Source organism: Polaromonas jejuensis NBRC 106434 (assembly GCF_001598235.1).
Classification (GTDB): domain Bacteria; phylum Pseudomonadota; class Gammaproteobacteria; order Burkholderiales; family Burkholderiaceae_C; genus Polaromonas; species Polaromonas jejuensis.
The window spans coordinates 38,339-53,518 of the sequence record NZ_BCYO01000008.1 but is presented as its reverse complement, the minus strand read 5'-3'; the positions used below and the strand labels follow the sequence as shown (position 1 = coordinate 53,518).

At 63.8% G+C, this 15,180-nt stretch carries 18 protein-coding genes; 5 read left to right on the top strand and 13 right to left on the bottom strand.

Annotated elements, in window-relative coordinates; genetic code table 11:
- Window positions 1-9 precede the first annotated feature (9 nt).
- From PJE01S_RS11630 to PJE01S_RS11615, 4 genes are all read left to right on the top strand, one after another.
- Window positions 10-1,389: a THUMP domain-containing class I SAM-dependent RNA methyltransferase gene (locus PJE01S_RS11630; RefSeq protein WP_068833787.1), complete on the top strand. Its 1,380-nt coding sequence runs from the start codon at window positions 10-12 to the stop codon at window positions 1,387-1,389.
- Complete coding sequence (locus PJE01S_RS11625) at window positions 1,389-1,796, top strand: putative toxin-antitoxin system toxin component, PIN family (RefSeq protein WP_068833786.1); 408 nt, start codon at window positions 1,389-1,391, stop codon at window positions 1,794-1,796. Before PJE01S_RS11630 ends, PJE01S_RS11625 begins: the two co-directional genes overlap by 1 nt.
- 288 nt (window positions 1,797-2,084) lie before the next feature.
- Window positions 2,085-2,420, top strand: coding sequence for a cupredoxin domain-containing protein (locus tag PJE01S_RS11620; protein ID WP_068833785.1), 336 nt, complete (start codon window positions 2,085-2,087; stop codon window positions 2,418-2,420).
- Window positions 2,421-2,439: 19 nt separating this feature from the next.
- Entirely contained in the window at window positions 2,440-3,243 is an 804-nt protein-coding gene (locus tag PJE01S_RS11615; protein WP_068833784.1) for an FTR1 family iron permease, read from the top strand.
- A 115-nt stretch (window positions 3,244-3,358) separates the two neighbouring features.
- Here PJE01S_RS11615 and PJE01S_RS11610 read toward each other — a convergent pair whose 3' ends face one another.
- The 4 genes from PJE01S_RS11610 to PJE01S_RS11595 are packed head-to-tail and all read right to left on the bottom strand — an operon-like array spanning window position 3,359 to window position 5,619.
- Window positions 3,359-3,613, bottom strand: coding sequence for a hypothetical protein (locus PJE01S_RS11610; protein WP_068833783.1), 255 nt, complete (start codon window positions 3,611-3,613; stop codon window positions 3,359-3,361).
- 42 nt (window positions 3,614-3,655) lie between these two features.
- On the bottom strand, window positions 3,656-4,213 hold the full coding sequence (locus tag PJE01S_RS11605; RefSeq protein ID WP_068833782.1) for a DedA family protein: 558 nt from the start codon (window positions 4,211-4,213) through the stop codon (window positions 3,656-3,658).
- A gap of 21 nt (window positions 4,214-4,234) precedes the next feature.
- On the bottom strand, window positions 4,235-4,474 hold the full coding sequence (locus PJE01S_RS11600) for a hypothetical protein (protein ID WP_157090300.1): 240 nt from the start codon (window positions 4,472-4,474) through the stop codon (window positions 4,235-4,237).
- Between the two features lie 56 nt (window positions 4,475-4,530).
- On the bottom strand, window positions 4,531-5,619 hold the full coding sequence (locus PJE01S_RS11595; protein ID WP_084389484.1) for a patatin-like phospholipase family protein: 1,089 nt from the start codon (window positions 5,617-5,619) through the stop codon (window positions 4,531-4,533).
- A gap of 330 nt (window positions 5,620-5,949) precedes the next feature.
- Here PJE01S_RS11595 and PJE01S_RS11590 point away from each other — a divergent pair, with 330 nt between their 5' ends.
- A complete protein-coding gene (locus PJE01S_RS11590; protein WP_084389483.1) occupies window positions 5,950-6,801 on the top strand; it encodes a UPF0149 family protein in 852 nt (283 codons plus the stop codon).
- A 164-nt stretch (window positions 6,802-6,965) separates the two neighbouring features.
- Here PJE01S_RS11590 and PJE01S_RS11585 read toward each other — a convergent pair whose 3' ends face one another.
- The 9 genes from PJE01S_RS11585 to PJE01S_RS11545 all read right to left on the bottom strand — a co-directional run bounded on the left by PJE01S_RS11585 (window position 6,966) and on the right by PJE01S_RS11545 (window position 15,047).
- Window positions 6,966-7,487 (bottom strand): DUF6680 family protein, encoded by a 522-nt coding sequence (locus PJE01S_RS11585; RefSeq protein WP_157090299.1) that lies wholly within the window; start codon window positions 7,485-7,487, stop codon window positions 6,966-6,968.
- A 1,022-nt stretch (window positions 7,488-8,509) separates the two neighbouring features.
- Window positions 8,510-8,980, bottom strand: coding sequence for an OsmC family protein (locus PJE01S_RS11580; protein ID WP_068833779.1), 471 nt, complete (start codon window positions 8,978-8,980; stop codon window positions 8,510-8,512).
- Window positions 8,981-8,995: 15 nt separating this feature from the next.
- Window positions 8,996-9,928: an alpha/beta fold hydrolase gene (locus PJE01S_RS11575; RefSeq protein ID WP_068833778.1), complete on the bottom strand. Its 933-nt coding sequence runs from the start codon at window positions 9,926-9,928 to the stop codon at window positions 8,996-8,998.
- 2 nt (window positions 9,929-9,930) lie between these two features.
- The gene (locus PJE01S_RS11570; protein WP_068833777.1) at window positions 9,931-10,422 is read right to left on the bottom strand and encodes a nuclear transport factor 2 family protein; all 492 of its coding nucleotides are present in this window, start codon (window positions 10,420-10,422) and stop codon (window positions 9,931-9,933) included.
- Window positions 10,423-10,521: 99 nt separating this feature from the next.
- Complete coding sequence (locus tag PJE01S_RS11565) at window positions 10,522-11,052, bottom strand: CinA family protein (RefSeq protein WP_068833776.1); 531 nt, start codon at window positions 11,050-11,052, stop codon at window positions 10,522-10,524.
- A complete protein-coding gene (locus tag PJE01S_RS11560; RefSeq protein ID WP_068833775.1) occupies window positions 11,052-11,618 on the bottom strand; it encodes a phosphatidylglycerophosphatase A family protein in 567 nt (188 codons plus the stop codon). The genes PJE01S_RS11565 and PJE01S_RS11560 overlap by 1 nt, the downstream gene beginning before the upstream one ends.
- A 7-nt stretch (window positions 11,619-11,625) precedes the next feature.
- Window positions 11,626-12,612: a thiamine-phosphate kinase gene (gene thiL, locus PJE01S_RS11555; RefSeq protein WP_068833774.1), complete on the bottom strand. Its 987-nt coding sequence runs from the start codon at window positions 12,610-12,612 to the stop codon at window positions 11,626-11,628.
- A gap of 46 nt (window positions 12,613-12,658) precedes the next feature.
- On the bottom strand, window positions 12,659-13,798 hold the full coding sequence (locus tag PJE01S_RS11550; RefSeq protein ID WP_068833773.1) for a YbdK family carboxylate-amine ligase: 1,140 nt from the start codon (window positions 13,796-13,798) through the stop codon (window positions 12,659-12,661).
- Window positions 13,788-15,047: a cation:proton antiporter domain-containing protein gene (locus tag PJE01S_RS11545; RefSeq protein ID WP_068833772.1), complete on the bottom strand. Its 1,260-nt coding sequence runs from the start codon at window positions 15,045-15,047 to the stop codon at window positions 13,788-13,790. The genes PJE01S_RS11550 and PJE01S_RS11545 overlap by 11 nt, the downstream gene beginning before the upstream one ends.
- Window positions 15,048-15,180 lie beyond the last annotated feature (133 nt).

The window sequence follows — 15,180 nt, the reverse complement described above, 5'->3', positions numbered from 1 at the left end:
AGCCTACTTATGAATCAACTCCAACTCTTTTTGCCATGCGCCGCCGGCGTGGAGGCCCTGCTGGCCACCGAGGTGCAGCGCGTCACCGGCATCCAGGGCAAGGCCTGGCGCGCCGGCGTGCAGCTGCAGGGCTCCTGGCGCGATGCGCTGCAGCTTAACCTGCACAGCCGGCTGGCCCAGCGCGTGCTGATCGAGCTGCAGCACAACCAGTACCGCAGCGAGCAGGACCTCTACAACGCCGCGGCCAACGTGGCCTGGGAAATCTGGTTCACGCCCAGGCAGACCTTCAAGGTCGAGATCACGGCGCAGCACAGCCCGCTGCAAAGCCTGAACTTCGCGGCGCTGAAGATCAAGGACGCGATTGCCGACCGTTTTCGCGCCAAGTTCGAGGTGCGCCCCGACGTCGACACACGCTGGCCCGATGTGCGCGTCTATGTGCACCTGACCACCGACACCGTCACCATTTACATCGACACCTCGGGCGAGCCGCTGTTCAAGCGCGGCTGGCGCGAGGACAAGGGCGATGCGCCACTCAAGGAAACCCTGGCCGCCGCCATGATTGCCGCCAGCGGCTGGGACCAGCAGTGCCGGAACGGCGTGCCGCTCTATGACCCCTGCTGCGGCTCGGGCACCATAGCCATCGAGGCGGCGCAGATCGCCTGCAACATTGCGCCCGGCATCAACCGCCGTTTTGCCTTCCAGAAATACCTGCCCTTCCAGGGCCATGTCTGGGACGGCCTGCTGGACCAGGCCGAGGCCGCCATCACCGAGCCGACGGCGCCGGTCTTTGGCAGCGATGTGTCCTTTCGCATGGTGGACTTTGCCGAACGCAATGCCGAGCGCGCCGGCGTGGCCAAGGCCGTGCAATTGCGCGGCGGCGACGCGCTGCAGCGCATGCCGCCCGCGCCTTCCGGCGTGATGCTGGTGAACCCGCCCTATGGCGAGCGGATTGATGTCGCCGGTGTGGCCGGCATCACCGGCGTGCAGGGCCGCGACCAGCGCCGTTCGCAATTCCAGGGGCAGGGCATCGACGAGTTTGGCCAGCCGCTGAACCGCAATGCGGGTGATACCCGCGAGGAACCCGCCTTCGAGACGCCGCGCGACCGCTCCGCCAACCCCGGCCGCGAACAGGCGCTGAATGCCTGGGGCGAAGAGGCCAATGACTTCTTCCCGCAGCTGGCCGCGCACTGGAAGAAGCACTACGCCGGCTGGACCGCCCATGTGCTCACGCCCGACCTCAAGCTGCCCAGCAAGATGCGCCTCAAGGAATCGCGCCGCGTGCCGATGTGGAACGGCCCGATTGAATGCCGGCTGTTCCGTTTTGACATGGTGGCCGGCTCGGCGCGCGGAAAACCGGAGAACCGGCCCACCGGCGAGGCCAGGCCTTGATGGCCAGGCCCATCGTTCTGGACACCAACATCGTCCTCGACGTGTTTGTCTTCAACGATGCGGCGGCGCTTGCGGTCAAGCAGGGTCTGGAGTCCGGCGAGCTCGACTGGCTGGCCACCCAAGCCATGCGCGACGAGTTGGCCCGCGTGCTGGCCTACCCGCAAATCGTTCCGCGCCTTGATTTTTACCAGCTGGGCGCCGCCGACGTCCTTACAGCCTTTGACCGCCACGCCCGCCTGGTTGAAGTGGCCACCAAAGCCCGCCTGACCTGCAGCGACCCCGACGACCAGAAATTCATCGATCTGGCGGTGGCCCATCAGGCCTTGCTGCTGAGCAAGGACCGGGCCGTCACCTCAATGGCGAAAAGGCTTCTGGCCCATGGAGTACGTGCACAGGCAGCTATGTAATTGATAGCTAATTCCTGGCTGATGTGCTGATTGGTTGAAGCGCCAATGGCGCGCAGGCTCCACTTTGCGCCGGCCCGAATGTCTTTGGTTGGGCGCTTCAGGTCGCGCCATGAGTGTCTGACCCCATTTCCCCGGAGCCCGCGGATTTTTCACCATTAATGGAAATGCGAATTGTTCTTAATGTGATTTATAATTTATCCGAATTTGGCTACGGCGCTCCCCGGCCTGGCTTGATTCCTGGTCCAACCGTTCAATTGCCCAACTGTCCAACCCAAAGACGAAATCACCATGATCCGCCACATTGCCCGTACCACCCTGATCCTTGGTTCCCTGCTGGCCGCTGCTGCTGGTTGGGCAGCAGACACCACCTTCAACCTTAGCCTGAAGGACCACAAGTTCACCCCTGCAGAGCTGACCATTCCGGCCAACACCAAAGTCAAATTGGTCGTCAAGAATCTGGATGCCACACCGGCCGAATTCGAAAGTGATGACTTCAAGGCCGAGAAGGTGATTCCTCCTGGCAAGGAAGCCACCTTGTTCATCGGCCCGCTCAAGCCCGGCAAGTACGAGTTCCACGACGAGTACCACGAAGCCGTCTCCAAAACCTACCTGATCGCCAAGTAGACACGCTGCCGGAGCCCGCATGCTGTCCACCGCACTCATCGTCTTTCGCGAAATCCTCGAGGCGGCCCTGGTCGCCTCCATCGTGCTGGCCGCGACCAAACAGGTCCCGCGGCGCGGGCGCTGGGTCGGCCTCGGCATTGCCGGCGGGATTCTGGGCGCCTGCCTGGTCGCCGGCTTTGCCGACATCATTTCCTCGTGGGCCTCCGGCATGGGCCAGGAGGTATTCAATGCCTGCGTCATGTTCGTGGCGGTGGCCATGCTCGCCTGGCACAGCATCTGGATGAGCCGGCACGGACGGGAAATGGCGCGGGAATTGAGCGCCGTGGGCAGTGCCGTGGCCAGCGGCTCCCGGCCGTTGACCGGCCTGGCGGTCGTGGTGGGCGTTGCCGTGCTGCGCGAGGGTTCCGAGGCGGTGCTCTTTCTTTACGGCATTGCCGCCGGCGAGCCGGGCCAGACCTCGCAGATGGTGGTCGGTGGCCTGCTGGGCCTGGTCGGCGGTGTCGGGCTCGGTGCCGCCATGTACTTCGGCCTGCTGAAGATCGCGACGCACCGGCTGTTTGCCGTGACCAATGCCCTGATCATCCTGCTCACAGCGGGCATGGCCAGCCAGGGGGTCGGCTTTCTGCTGTCTGCCAACCTGGTGCCCAGCTGGGGCGATGCCATCTGGGACAGCTCCTGGCTGCTGAGCGACACCAGCATTCTGGGCAAGATGCTGCACACCCTGATTGGCTATACCGATCGCCCAGCCGGCATACAGCTGGCCGTCTATGTGCTGACGCTCACCACGGTCACCCTGCTGGTGCGCACGCAAGGCAGGCGCTAGGCTGAATCGCCATTCATTCATGGCGCCAGATGAGGGTTGAAGCGACGCACAGGGAAGCCCTGCTTTCCATGGAGAAATGGCTGCTGACCCATGGTGCACGGGCGCAGGCAGCTATTTAATCAATAGCGTATTGGGCGGGTCCCCGGGCCGGCATGGCCGCGCGCGCACCCCATTTGCCGAACAGATAAAAGCGCGGCTCAGGCTCGCCCTGCCTGAGCCAGGAGCGCAGCACGGCCGGCACGCTCTCCAAATCCTCGCGCCGCTGCTCCGGCGCGACGGTATCCGGGCCCAGGTGTTCACGGCGCCCCGGATGGCGGCAATCTGCTGCAGCAGGCGCCAGCCCACGAAACGGAAAAAAATCGTACGCCAAGCCCCCTGGAGCGGCGAACCCATGGCTGTGTCGCTCAATTCGTTAGCGATGGCGGGCGTACAGCCGGTGAACCAGGCCCATGAGGACAGCCGCAACAACAATCAGCAGCAGTGCTATTTCTTCATACTGTTTGAGGTCGGTGACCAGCCATTGCAATGTTTCGCCGAAAAGATAGCCTGCCCCGGCGATCAGCACGGCCCATATCGCGGCGCCAAGGAGGTTGAGCAACAGGAATCGCCATGCCGACACATCGCTCATGCCAATGACAAGCGGGCCAGCGATGCGGAATCCATACATAAAACGCACCCCGACGATGAGGCCGGTCTGGTAGTGTTGTATCCACTGGTTGATCGGCTGGGCGCGCGAGGCAAGACGTGGGAAGCGAGACAGCAAGGGAGCGCCGTAGTACCGCCCGATGAAGAAGGAAATCTGGTCTCCCAGCGTTCCGCCACAGAATGCCAGCGTGATCACCAGCGGGAACGACAGATAGCCTTGATGTGCTGCGAAACCGGCCAGGACCAGGACGGTTTCGCCTTCGAGGACGCTACCGACGAACACCGCCAGGTAGCCATATTGAGCAAGCAGTTGGGTCAACGACATGTGTTGCCTTCCTTCGTCGTTTTACCGCCGCAGCCAACCCCACTTGATTGGCTGTGCCATGGTTCCGGTACCGGTGTTGATTTTTAGGAATGACACCTGGTTGAATGTTTCGACGCGGTACATCAATTCGGTCCATGTCCCCTTAAGGGGTGCTCGCAGAATCCGGAAAAAATTGTATGCCAAGTACGGAAGTTTGATGCCGATCTCATCACCGCGGCTGACGCCAACCCCGATGACTTCAAGCGGCAATTGCGTGTCCATGAGGAACTGGTTCACATCTCGGTGGAAATCAATCGCCAGCGTTGATGGCCGCCAAATCAGGTGAAGCACTTCTTGACATCGAAGCTTGATCGTCGCCCGACGTCAGCCGAGTGCTGCGCCTGCCAAAAGGCGGCACGCTCGCGGCCCTGGTCCCGCAGCAGCTCAAGAAACGGGCTGTGCGCCAGCAGCTTGGTCTCGGTGCGCTCCAGGCTGCTCAACTGGCTGGCATCGATCATGTGAAAGCGCATCTTCTGCAGCCGCCGCTCTAGGCGCCCCCAGCTCAGAAATGTCGGGCTCGAAAATTCAGTCGCATGCGCGAACATCCGCATCTCGCGCATGAAGTTGGCGCTGAACGCCAGCTCGACAATGCGCGATTCGATCTCCTTCACCGTGTGCGGTGTGCCTTCGCGCTTGAGCGGGCTCAGCAGCACCAGCAACACATCGCGCGCCTCGCAGTCATAGAACAGCGGGAATACCGCCGGATTGGCGGCGTAGCCACCGTCCCAATAGGGCTCGCCGTCAATTTCCACCGTGTGATGGATCTTGGGCAGGCAGGCCGAGGCGAGCAACATGTCCAGGGTGAGTTCGGTTTCGCGAAATATCCGCAGCTTTCCGGTACTGGCCTGCGTGGCGCCGACAAACAGCTTGAACGGACTGCGTGCGCGCAGCTGCTCGAAATCGACCTGGCGCTGGAGCAGATCACGCAAGGGGTTGAGTTCCAGCGGGTTGAGCTGCGAGGGCGAGAAGTGCCCGGCCCAGTTGGCCAGCCATTTGCCGGCTGGCGACAGGCTGATCGCGTCGCCCTCGCCCTGGGTCACCATTTCCCAGGGCATTTGCTTTCCGACCTCCGTCCAGAAATCCGCCAGGCCCTGGCGAGCGCCCTCGCGTCCCCCCTTCATCCAGCCGTCGGCCAGGACCACCGCGTTCATGGCGCCGGCGCTGCTGCCGCTCAGGCCTTCGAACTCAATGCCGGTGTTTTCGAGCAGGGCGTCCAGTACGCCCCAGGTGAAGGCCCCGTGCGCGCCACCGCCCTGCAGCGCCAGGTTGAGGCGTTCAGGCGAGTTGCGGCCCAGGCGCTTGATCAGGGCAAGGCCTGATTTTTCGGGAAAGCCGGGACGGCTGTAGCTTGCTGAGCGGTCGGTCATGGAAATTCCTTTGTGGCGCACCGATTGCCGTGCATGTGCGGTTCAGTATAGGGTTTTCCCTTAATTCCTATCATCGGCGACCTGCAGGCCAGCTTCGACCGGCACCTTTCTTGCAGGAAAAAGGCTGCCAGCCCACGGCACACGGGCGCAGCCAGCTATTTAATTGCTAGCAATTGTCGGGTTGGGCTGATCCAGTGGCGTCACCCGGGCTACGCGGGTATTGACGCCCCGGGGCGCAGGCACTGGCGCCTGCTTATCCAGGGCTTCGCGGCGCGGCAGATACACTTTGCATCTTGTAAGAGCCTCACGGGAGGCTCAGGACCGCACCGCATGAAGACCCCATTTCCCCCCGCTCCCCCCTCCACCTCCGCCAAGCTGCCGCTGGCCGCCGCGCTCGATGCGCCCCTGCTGGAAGCCGAAGCCTTTGACGAGCTGGACGCCATCCTCGACGAGCTGCGCAGCCGCTACGACGAAACGCCGCAGTGGGAGTTCTGCGAGGGCTTCATGGCCGCCGTGATCTGCTCGCGCCGCCCGATTGCCGAGGACGAATACCTGTCGGTGCTGCTGGCCACGCCAGCCCCCGGCGAAGACGCCGACCCCGAAGGTGGCTCGTTCGCCAGCGATGCGCAGCGCGAGCGCTTCCTCACGCTGTGGAAGCAGCGCTGGAAGGAAGTCGAAACCGCGCTGGATTCCGAGGTGGACTCGCTGGAGGATGAGCGCTGCTACCACCCCGAAGTCATGGACATTCGCGGCGCCGTGGCCGACATGCCACCCGAAGAACAAGCAAGCTTCAAGGGCGAAGAGCTGCCCGCGTTTGCCCAGGTGTGGGCGCTGGGCTTCATGTTCGCCGTCGAAAGCTGGCCCGACGAATGGACGGCCCCGCGCGACAAGGACGCCGCCAAATGGCTGGACGGCGCCCTGCAGGCCGTGGTTGCCATGACCGAAGACGACTCCGCCGCGCCCGAGGTGTCACCCCTCAACGAAGAAGGCGCGCCCAGCACCAGCATTGCCCGGCTCAATGCCTTTGGCGAGGCGATCTGGGCGGTGTATGACCTGCGCGAGCTCTGGAAGACCCTGGGCCCCAAGGTCGATACGGTGCGCAAGGAGGCCACGCCTGGCCGCAACGATCTTTGCTACTGCGGTAGTGGCAAGAAATACAAGAAGTGCCATGGGGCCGGGTGATGGCTGGGGCCTGAAGATCGGGACTGATTGCTTCTGATTTTGTAGCGTATGGCGTCAGAATCTAAAGGGCTGGCGGCTGATTTAATGAGAAAGTAGTTCTTTGAACTCTAAAGCAGAGGTAGCGATGCTCAACGTTTTCTCGATTGAAGGGTTAGACCGCTGCGTCATGGTGCTGGAGGATTATGCGGTATGTTGGTGACGTGCATAGGCAGCATGCGCTTTCCCTCCAGCAGTTCGAGCGTTAGTTGACGCATGCGCTCCTGTTCTGACTCGATTCGGCCATGAGCCACCGGTGAGTAGGTGCCATTCTTGATTTGCGTCTTGTTGAAGTCGTAGCCCAAAGTCTTGCCCATCGCGTGTAGCAGGTCCACAAGAAGGTCAGTTCGTTTGTTTCCCCAGGCCTGAATTTCCATGTTTTTGTTTCCGAGGTGGTCAAGGTACTGTTGCCACACGTCCAGGACAGCTTTTTCGGCAGGCTTCTTGGATGAAAACTCCAAGTCAATTCGATTCAGCGCCTCGACATGCGCTGGCGATAGCGTGTACGCGCGAGTAGCCATCAACGTCTTGAAGACGTGTAGCTTTCGGCCCCGAATCTCATTTCGATCATCCAGGTATCTCGTGACTTGAACAGCAATCAGCGGGCTCGCAGCGGTAGCGAGGATCATCAGAACGTCAGTAAGTGACACTTCGTCTCCTCAGGGGTCTAAGGTGATTTAGACCGCAAACCTGCGGAATAACATGGCTGATCATTCATGCTGGCAACTCCCTTGTTCTCGTAACTCATTGGTTTATATCAGCATTCGTTTGGCCAGCAATGACTTTGCAGCGCAAATGTCCACAAACGCCGCAAAGGCACCGAATAACAGGGGAGCCTACGTCAAAGCGGTTTCAGCTCCCCCTCGGCAACGGCATGCTTTTTCAGCGCGCTTCAGGCGTGTCCAGAAGACTACAGTCTGTTGTTGAGAATATTTTCAGGCTCCAGCCCGCCGAAAACAGGCATGACCAGCTATTGATTTAGTAGCGATCCTATTGAAGGCCTGCCTGCTGCAAACCCGGCTAAACCGGGTAGCCTGTCGAAGCCTTTATTGATTTGAGCGCCATGTACTTCACGACCAAGCCGGGTCTCGCCCCGGCGGGCGAGGCACTTGTTCTTTGCTTCGCCAAAGAAAAGTACCCAAAAGAAAGGCGACCCGCAGTCTGGGTCCCTGCGCTGCGCTCCGGGCACCTTGCGCTGCTCGGAGGGGACGGAAATTTTAGAAACTTGTCGGCTTCGCCGCCTTCGGACATCTGAAATTTTTATCCGCCCCCTCCTGCGCTGCTCAGCCCAGCCAGGACGGGTTTGGGGGAAAGCAATCGGAATCGGGGAGCAGAACGCGCAAAGCGCGTTCTGCGGAGCGTGGCTGTTGGTATTGGTTTTTCTCTGCCCTCTACCCCTTCTGTATGCGCTGAGGAGCGGAAGTCCAGACGGATCAGGGCTCGTGCTTGTTTGAGCCGCAGGCGAGTTTGCACGAGACCCCGGCTGGACTGAGCACCGCAAGGTGCCCGTAGCGCAGCGAAGGGTCGCAGACAGTAGGGTCGCCTTTTCTTTGCTTACTTTCTTTTGGCGAAGCAAAAGACAAGTGAGTCGCCTGCCGGGGCGAGACCCGGCCTGGTAGTGAAGGGCAACGCGGCTAAATCAGATATGACACTTGCACAAGCAGAGGGCAGATCAAGCCGAATACACCGGCTCGCAACGCACTTCAGTCTTCACCGAATTGGCAATAAAGCAGGCCTCATGCGCCTCGTGGTGCAGCCGGTCCAGTTCTTCACGCGTGGGCAGTCGCTCGCCCGAGAAGTGCACGGCGGGCCGCAGCGTGACGACGGTCATGGCCATTTTGCCGTCGACATTCCTGGCCATGAGGCCTTCGGCGGCGTCAAGGTAGTGGTCCACGCAGAACCGGCGCTTGGCGGCGATAGACAGAAACCACAGCATGTGGCAGCTGGCCAGCGAGGCTACAAAGGCTTCCTCCGGGTCCAGCGCCGAGGCATCCGACAGGGGCAGCGGCACCACGTGCGGTGACGAGGAGCCCGGCACTTCCAGCCCGCCGTCAAAGCGCAGCAGATGGCGGCGGCTGTAGCGGTTGCCCAGAAAGTCTTCGCCATTTCGCTGCCATAAAACTTCTGCGGTGTAGGTCGACATGAGCGGCTCGCTGAATCAGTTGAAAAAATGCTGCAGCAGCCTGGCGGTTGCCTCGGGCTGCTCTTCGGGGATGAAGTGGCCCGCAGCCATGGACTGGCCCGACACCTCGCCGTTGCACTGCGCCTCCCAGAGCGCCAGCGGATCAAAGAGGCGATGGACCACGCCGCGCTCGGCCCAGAGCACCAGCATGTCGCAGGCGATTTTCTGGCCCTGTGCGCGGCTTTCGCGGTCATGCGCCAGGTCTATGCCGGCGCTGGCCCGGTAGTCCTCGCAGGCGGTGTGCAGCGCCTCGGCGTTGCAAAAGCCGCGCTCGTACTCGGCCAGCGCCTGGGGTTCGATATAGCCCAGGCCGTCGCTGCCCCAGCCGCCCAGTTTGGCGTGCAGATAAGCGCGGGCGGTTTCCGGGTGGTTGGCACCCATCATGATTTCCGGCAGCGGCGCCGGCTGCAACAGGTGAAACCAGTGGTAGTAGGCGCGCGCGAATTCCATGTAGGGCTCGCTCAGGCTGCGGCCCTCGTACATGTCCAGCGTGGGGACGATGTCGATGACGCAGAGCTTGTTCACGCGGGCGGCATGGTCCAGCGCCAGCCGGTGCGCCACGCGTCCGCCGCGGTCGTGGCCGCACAGGTCAAACCGGTCTACGCCCAGCGCATCCATCACGCCTATCATGTCCTGGGCCATGTTGCGCTTGCTGTAATTGCTGTGGTCGGGCAGGCCGGGCGTTTTGGAGGAGTCGCCGTAGCCGCGCAGGTCGGGCATGACCAGAAAGTAATGCGGGGCGAGGCGCTGCGCCACGCGGTGCCACATCACATGCGACTGCGGAAAGCCGTGCAGCAGCAGCAGGGCCGGGCGCAGCGGCTCGCCCAGCGCCACCCTGGAAAACCGGGCGTGTATGGTGGCGCCGTTGAGCTCGAAGCAGCGCGATTCAAAGCCGTCAAACCAGGACATGGTTAACTCCTGCGTTGTGTCAGGTATTTTTGCAGATTGGCGGCGGCCTGTGCGCGGACCTTGCGGCGCAGCAGCGGTGTCCATCCCAGCAGCAGGCCGGGCGCGCCCAAGGCCTGGCGTGACCAGGCCCAGAAATCAAAGCGGTCGCGGTGGCGCGCGATCAGTCCGTCTTCGCTGAATTCAAACACCCCGTCGATGGCGTTGTGCACCAGGCGCCCGGTGGCGCTGAAGCGGTAGTCGGCTTCCCAGTGGGCCTTGCCGCTTCGTGCATCGGCTTGGACGCCGCTCCAGCTCAGCTTCCAGACGTCCGCGCCCTTGGCCTGGGTGGCCGCACAAAGCATGCGCCACATGCCGGCCACCTGGTCCTGGCCGCGCAGCGAAAACACCTCGTCGTCAAACTGCGCATCCCGGGCATAGCAGGCCGCCATGGCCTCGGCGTCCAGGCGGGCGAAGGCGGCGTAGAAGTTTTCCAGCCGGGTCTGGTTGGGATGCATGCGGACTCCTTGACGGCTTGCCGGCGGTGATGGCATCGACGCTGGCCTGGCGCCGTTTCCTGGCACTGCTAGCAGGTACAGATACGCATCATGGACCTGTCAGGGGGCTTTGTGCAGCAATTCAAGCAGCCGCTGCAGGGCGTGCCGCACCGTGGCCGCCCGCACGGCGGCCCGGTCGCCGTCAAAATGCCTGACTTCCGACAGCTGTTGCCCGGGCAGCGCAAAACCAAACCAGACCATCCCCACGGGTTTGGCCGGGCTGCCGCCGGTCGGGCCCGCGACGCCGGTCACCGCCAGCGCGACCTGTGCCTTTGAATGGCTCATGGCGCCTTCCGCCATGGCGCGCGCCACGGCTTCGCTGACGGCGCCGTGGCGGGCGATCAGCGCGGCGTCCACGCCCAGCAGCTCGGTTTTGGCCGCGTTGGAGTAGGTCACAAAGCCGCGCTCAAACCAGTTGCTGGAGCCTGCCAGGTCGGTGCAGGCGGCGCAGATCATGCCGCCGGTGCAGCTTTCGGCAATCGCCAGCTGCCAGTTTTTCTGCTGCAGAATATCGGCCAGATTGACCACCAGTCCAGGCGTGGCGGGCGCAGTAAGCTCTGAATTTGGTAGCGGTTGAAGTGCGCCAGCCATCAGAAAAACCTCCACAGCGCGATGACCAGCAGCGTGCAGCCGGCGGCCGCCAGGTCATCAAACATGATGCCGAAGCCGGCCCAGGTCCAGGCGTGGCGGTCGCTGGCGGGGTCCACGCCGTGCGACAGGCGATCGGCCCAGCCGACCGGGCCGGGTTTGGCGGCGTCAAAGTAGCGAAACAGGCCGAAGGCCACCAGCTGGCCCCAAAAGCCGGTGGGCATGACCAGCCACAGCACCAGCCAGAAGGCCGCGATCTCGTCCCAGACCACACTGCTCGGGTCCAGCACGCGCATGTGGCGGGCGGTGACCGTGCAGACCAGCCAGCCCAGCGGGATGGAGGCGGCGATCAGCCAGCCCATCTGGGCCGGTGACAGCCACAATTGCAGCACCAGAAACGACAGCCAGGCCCACAGCGTGCCGGCGGTGCCGGGCGCCACCGGGCTGAGGCCTGAGCCAAAACCCAGGGCCATGAAATGCGCCGGGTGCGCCAGCAAAAACGTCGCGCTGGGCCGCAGCGGGGCGGGCGGCGCAGGCATTGGCATTGGCGACGGGGGGGTATCGGTCATGTCTATTTCAGGCGAAATGGTCGAAGGAAGAAAAAGTGTTGGGGACGGGCTGGCCGTTGGCGTCAACCAGCCTGAGGCCGCGCTCCGCCTCGATGCGGCCTATGCGGGTGACCGGTGTGCCGGCCTGCTGCGAAGCCGTGCGCACGGCTTCGCGGGCCGACGCGGGCGCGGTGAAGGCCAGCTCGTAGTCGTCGCCGCCCGCCAGCACGTACTCCAGCTGCTTTTCAGAGGGAATAATGCCTGTCTCCAAGGCGGGATGGGTGTGTACCGCTATTAAATTGGAAGCAATGGCGGTGTCGAGGGTGGCGCCCACGCCGGAGGCCTGCAGGATGTGCTGCAGGTCGCCGAGCAGGCCGTCGCTCAGGTCCAGCGCGGCCGAAGCCACGCCGCGCAGCGCCTGGCCCAGCGCGACGCGCGGCGTGGGTTGTTCCAGCCGCTGCCTGGTCTGGGCCAGCAAGGCCGGTGGCAGGATGAGCGTGCCGCGCAGGGCTTCCAGCGCCAGCCGGGCATCGCCCAGCGTGCCGCTGACGTAGATATCGTCACCGTCCCTGGCGCCCGAGCGCAACAGCGCCTGGCTCTTGCCGTCCACGACAGGCACCTCGCCGAACACCGTGATGCAGATGTTGAGCGGCCCCTGCGTGGTGTCGCCGCCGATCAATTCACAGCCATGGGCATCGGCCAGGCCCAGGAGGCCGCGCGAAAACGCTTCCAGCCAGGCCTCGTCGGCGCGCGGCAGGGCCAGCGCCAGCGTGAAGGCCAGCGGCGTGGCGCCGCAGGCCGCGAGGTCGCTCAGGTTCACGGCCAGGGCCTTGTGGCCCAGCGCGAAGGGGTCGACATCCGCGAAAAAATGCCGGCCTTCCACCAGCATGTCGCAGGAGATGGCCAGCTGTGTGCCCGGCGTGGGCTGCAGCAGTGCGCAGTCGTCGCCCACGCCCAGCGCGGCCTTGGTCGCGGGGCGCGTGAAATAGCGTGCAATCAGATCAAATTCACCCATGCGGCAAGCATACAGGCAGCGCCGGACTATGTGGCGCGCTGCGGGCTCAGGGCTGCTGAAGATGCGCCGCAGCGCCGCGAAAGCGCTCGGACGCCTGGCGTATGACCTCGGCCAGCAGGTGCTCTTCGCCCTGCCGTTCGCGCAACCAGCGGGCATCGTTGTCGTCGCGTTCCACGCTGCTGCGCAGCAGGTGCACGGACGCGCTGGCGCCGACGCTGGCCGCATGGCGCTCGACCTGGCCCATGGTCATGAGGATGTGCTCGCGCAGCGGCATGTGGCCGCCGGTGGCCGGGTCCACATAGACGGCATCCAGGCCGAAGCGGCAGGCCTGGAAGCGGTTGTAGGTATAGACCAGGTAGTCGTCTTCGCTGGGCATGAAGGGCTGCTCGTTGAGGAACCAGGAAGCCAGCGATTGCACGTAGCCGGACAGCGCGGCGGCGCGCTCCACGGTGAGCGGGGTGTCAAAGACGCGGATTTCTATGGTGCCAAATTCCGGCTTGGGCCGTATGTCCCAGTAGAAGTCCTTCATGCTCTTGACCACGCCGGTGCGCGTCATCTTGTCGAAGTAGGCGGTGAAGTCGTCCCAGGTCAGGGCGAACGGCGCGCGTCCCGACAGCGGAAAGGCAAACACCGAATTGAGCCGCGCCGAGTCAAACGCCGTGTCCTGCCCCTGCACGTAGGGGCTGGAGGCCGACAGGGCAATGAAGTGCGGGATGTAGCGCGACATGCGGTGCAGTGTCAGCAGTGCGCTGTCGGCGTCCGGGCAGCCCACATGCACATGCTGGCCAAAAATCGTGAACTGCTTGGAGAGGTAGCCGTAGAGCTCGGACAGCTCGCGAAAACGCGGCTTGTCGTAAATGCGGCGCTCGTGCCATTGCTGGAAGGGGTGGGTGCCGCCGCCGACCACGGCAATATTGAGCTTGTCGGCGCTCTTGACCAGCGCATCGCGGATTTGCGAGAGCTGGCCCAGCACCTCGGACGACGACTGGCAGACGCCGGTGGATATCTCGATCATGCTCGACGTCATTTCCGGCACCACCGCGCCGGGCAGCGGCATCTTGGCCATCAGGCGCAGCATGTCCTCGGCATAGGGGGCCAGGTCGTAATCGTGCGTGTTCACGAGCTGCAGTTCCAGCTCCACGCCCAATGACAGGGCGGCGGATTTGTGAAAAGGTTCAAGGCTCATGGACAGGTCCTGTCGCGGGGCCGCGCACCAGCGGCGCCCAGGGTTTTGAACATTCGCCGGCGCGGTACAGCGCCATGGTGGCCAGCACGGCCCCCAGCACTTCCATCAGCAAAATGGCGGGCAGGGCAATGCCCGCAACCTGGCGCCCGATGGGGGCGGAAGCGGCCATATACTCCGACACCAGCAGCAGCGCCACCGACGACATGGGCGTCATGGCGCAACCCACCCACAAGGCCTGCGTCCAGCTCGTGCCGCTGCCGGCATTGCCGATCGCCACGCCGGCAATCTTGGCCAGCATGCGCGCGACGACCAGCGCCGCCACCAGGCTGGCCACGGGACCGCTCCAGTCGGCCTGCGCGGCCACCACCGACACCAGCACGAACATCAGCATGGTGAGCATGGACGAGGCGGTGCCCATTTGCCGCGGCCAGGACCAGGGGCGCGGGTTCAGCTGTTTCAGCAGCATGCCGCCCAGCAAGGCCGCCAGCGGTGCCGAGCCGCCAAAATTGGCCGCCAGCGCAGCCCCCGCGGCGATCAGCGTGAGCAGCAGGATGGCCGTGTTTTCGCTGGTGGGGCTCATGACGCGCAGCGCAATGCGCAGCGTCAGCGCCAGCACGGCACCCACCACCACCGACAGGCCCAGCACCACCAGCACGGGGAAGAGCGTGTTCGACAATCCGGCCTCGCCGCGCGGCATCATGCCGGCGCGGGCACTGCACAGCGTCAGGGCGTACAGGGTGCCGAGGGTGGACAGCACCAGTGCGCGCTCGGTCACCGGGCCCGCCGCCCGCGTGTCTATGGCCACGCGGGACAGCACGGCCGGTGACGCGGCCATGGCAATCAGCGCCAGCGACTCGGCCACCACTTCGCGCACCCCCATCCGGCCCAGCAGCCAGTGCACCAGCAAAAAGGTGACGGTGGATTCGGCCAGGCTTTGCACCAGCACCATGGGGTTGTGGCGAAACCAGCGCAGGGGGATGCGGCCGCCGGCTTCAAACAGCACGACGGCCACGCCCAGTTCGAGCAGAAAGAGCCCTATGCCCTGCAAGGGCCAGACGGCCCCTGTGAAGCCGGCCAGACCGGCGAAGGCGCCGACCGCCGAATAGCCAACCACCTTGGGCAGGCCGGTGTAGCGGTTGATGAGATGGCCTGCGGCGGCGGCCAGTGCCAGCAAAATAGACCACTGCACCGTGGGCAATCCGGCCGATGGCTTGATCCATTCGGCCCAGATGGCCATGATTTCATTCATAGGGATGGGTCTCCACTCTAGTCAGGACTTCTGCAGCCAGGCCCGCAGGGTGGACGTGGTGCGCGTTGGCTGACCAGCCGTTGCGGCGCGAAGCCCGGTGGTGATCAGGGGAACAACGATGTGTTGCCATAAT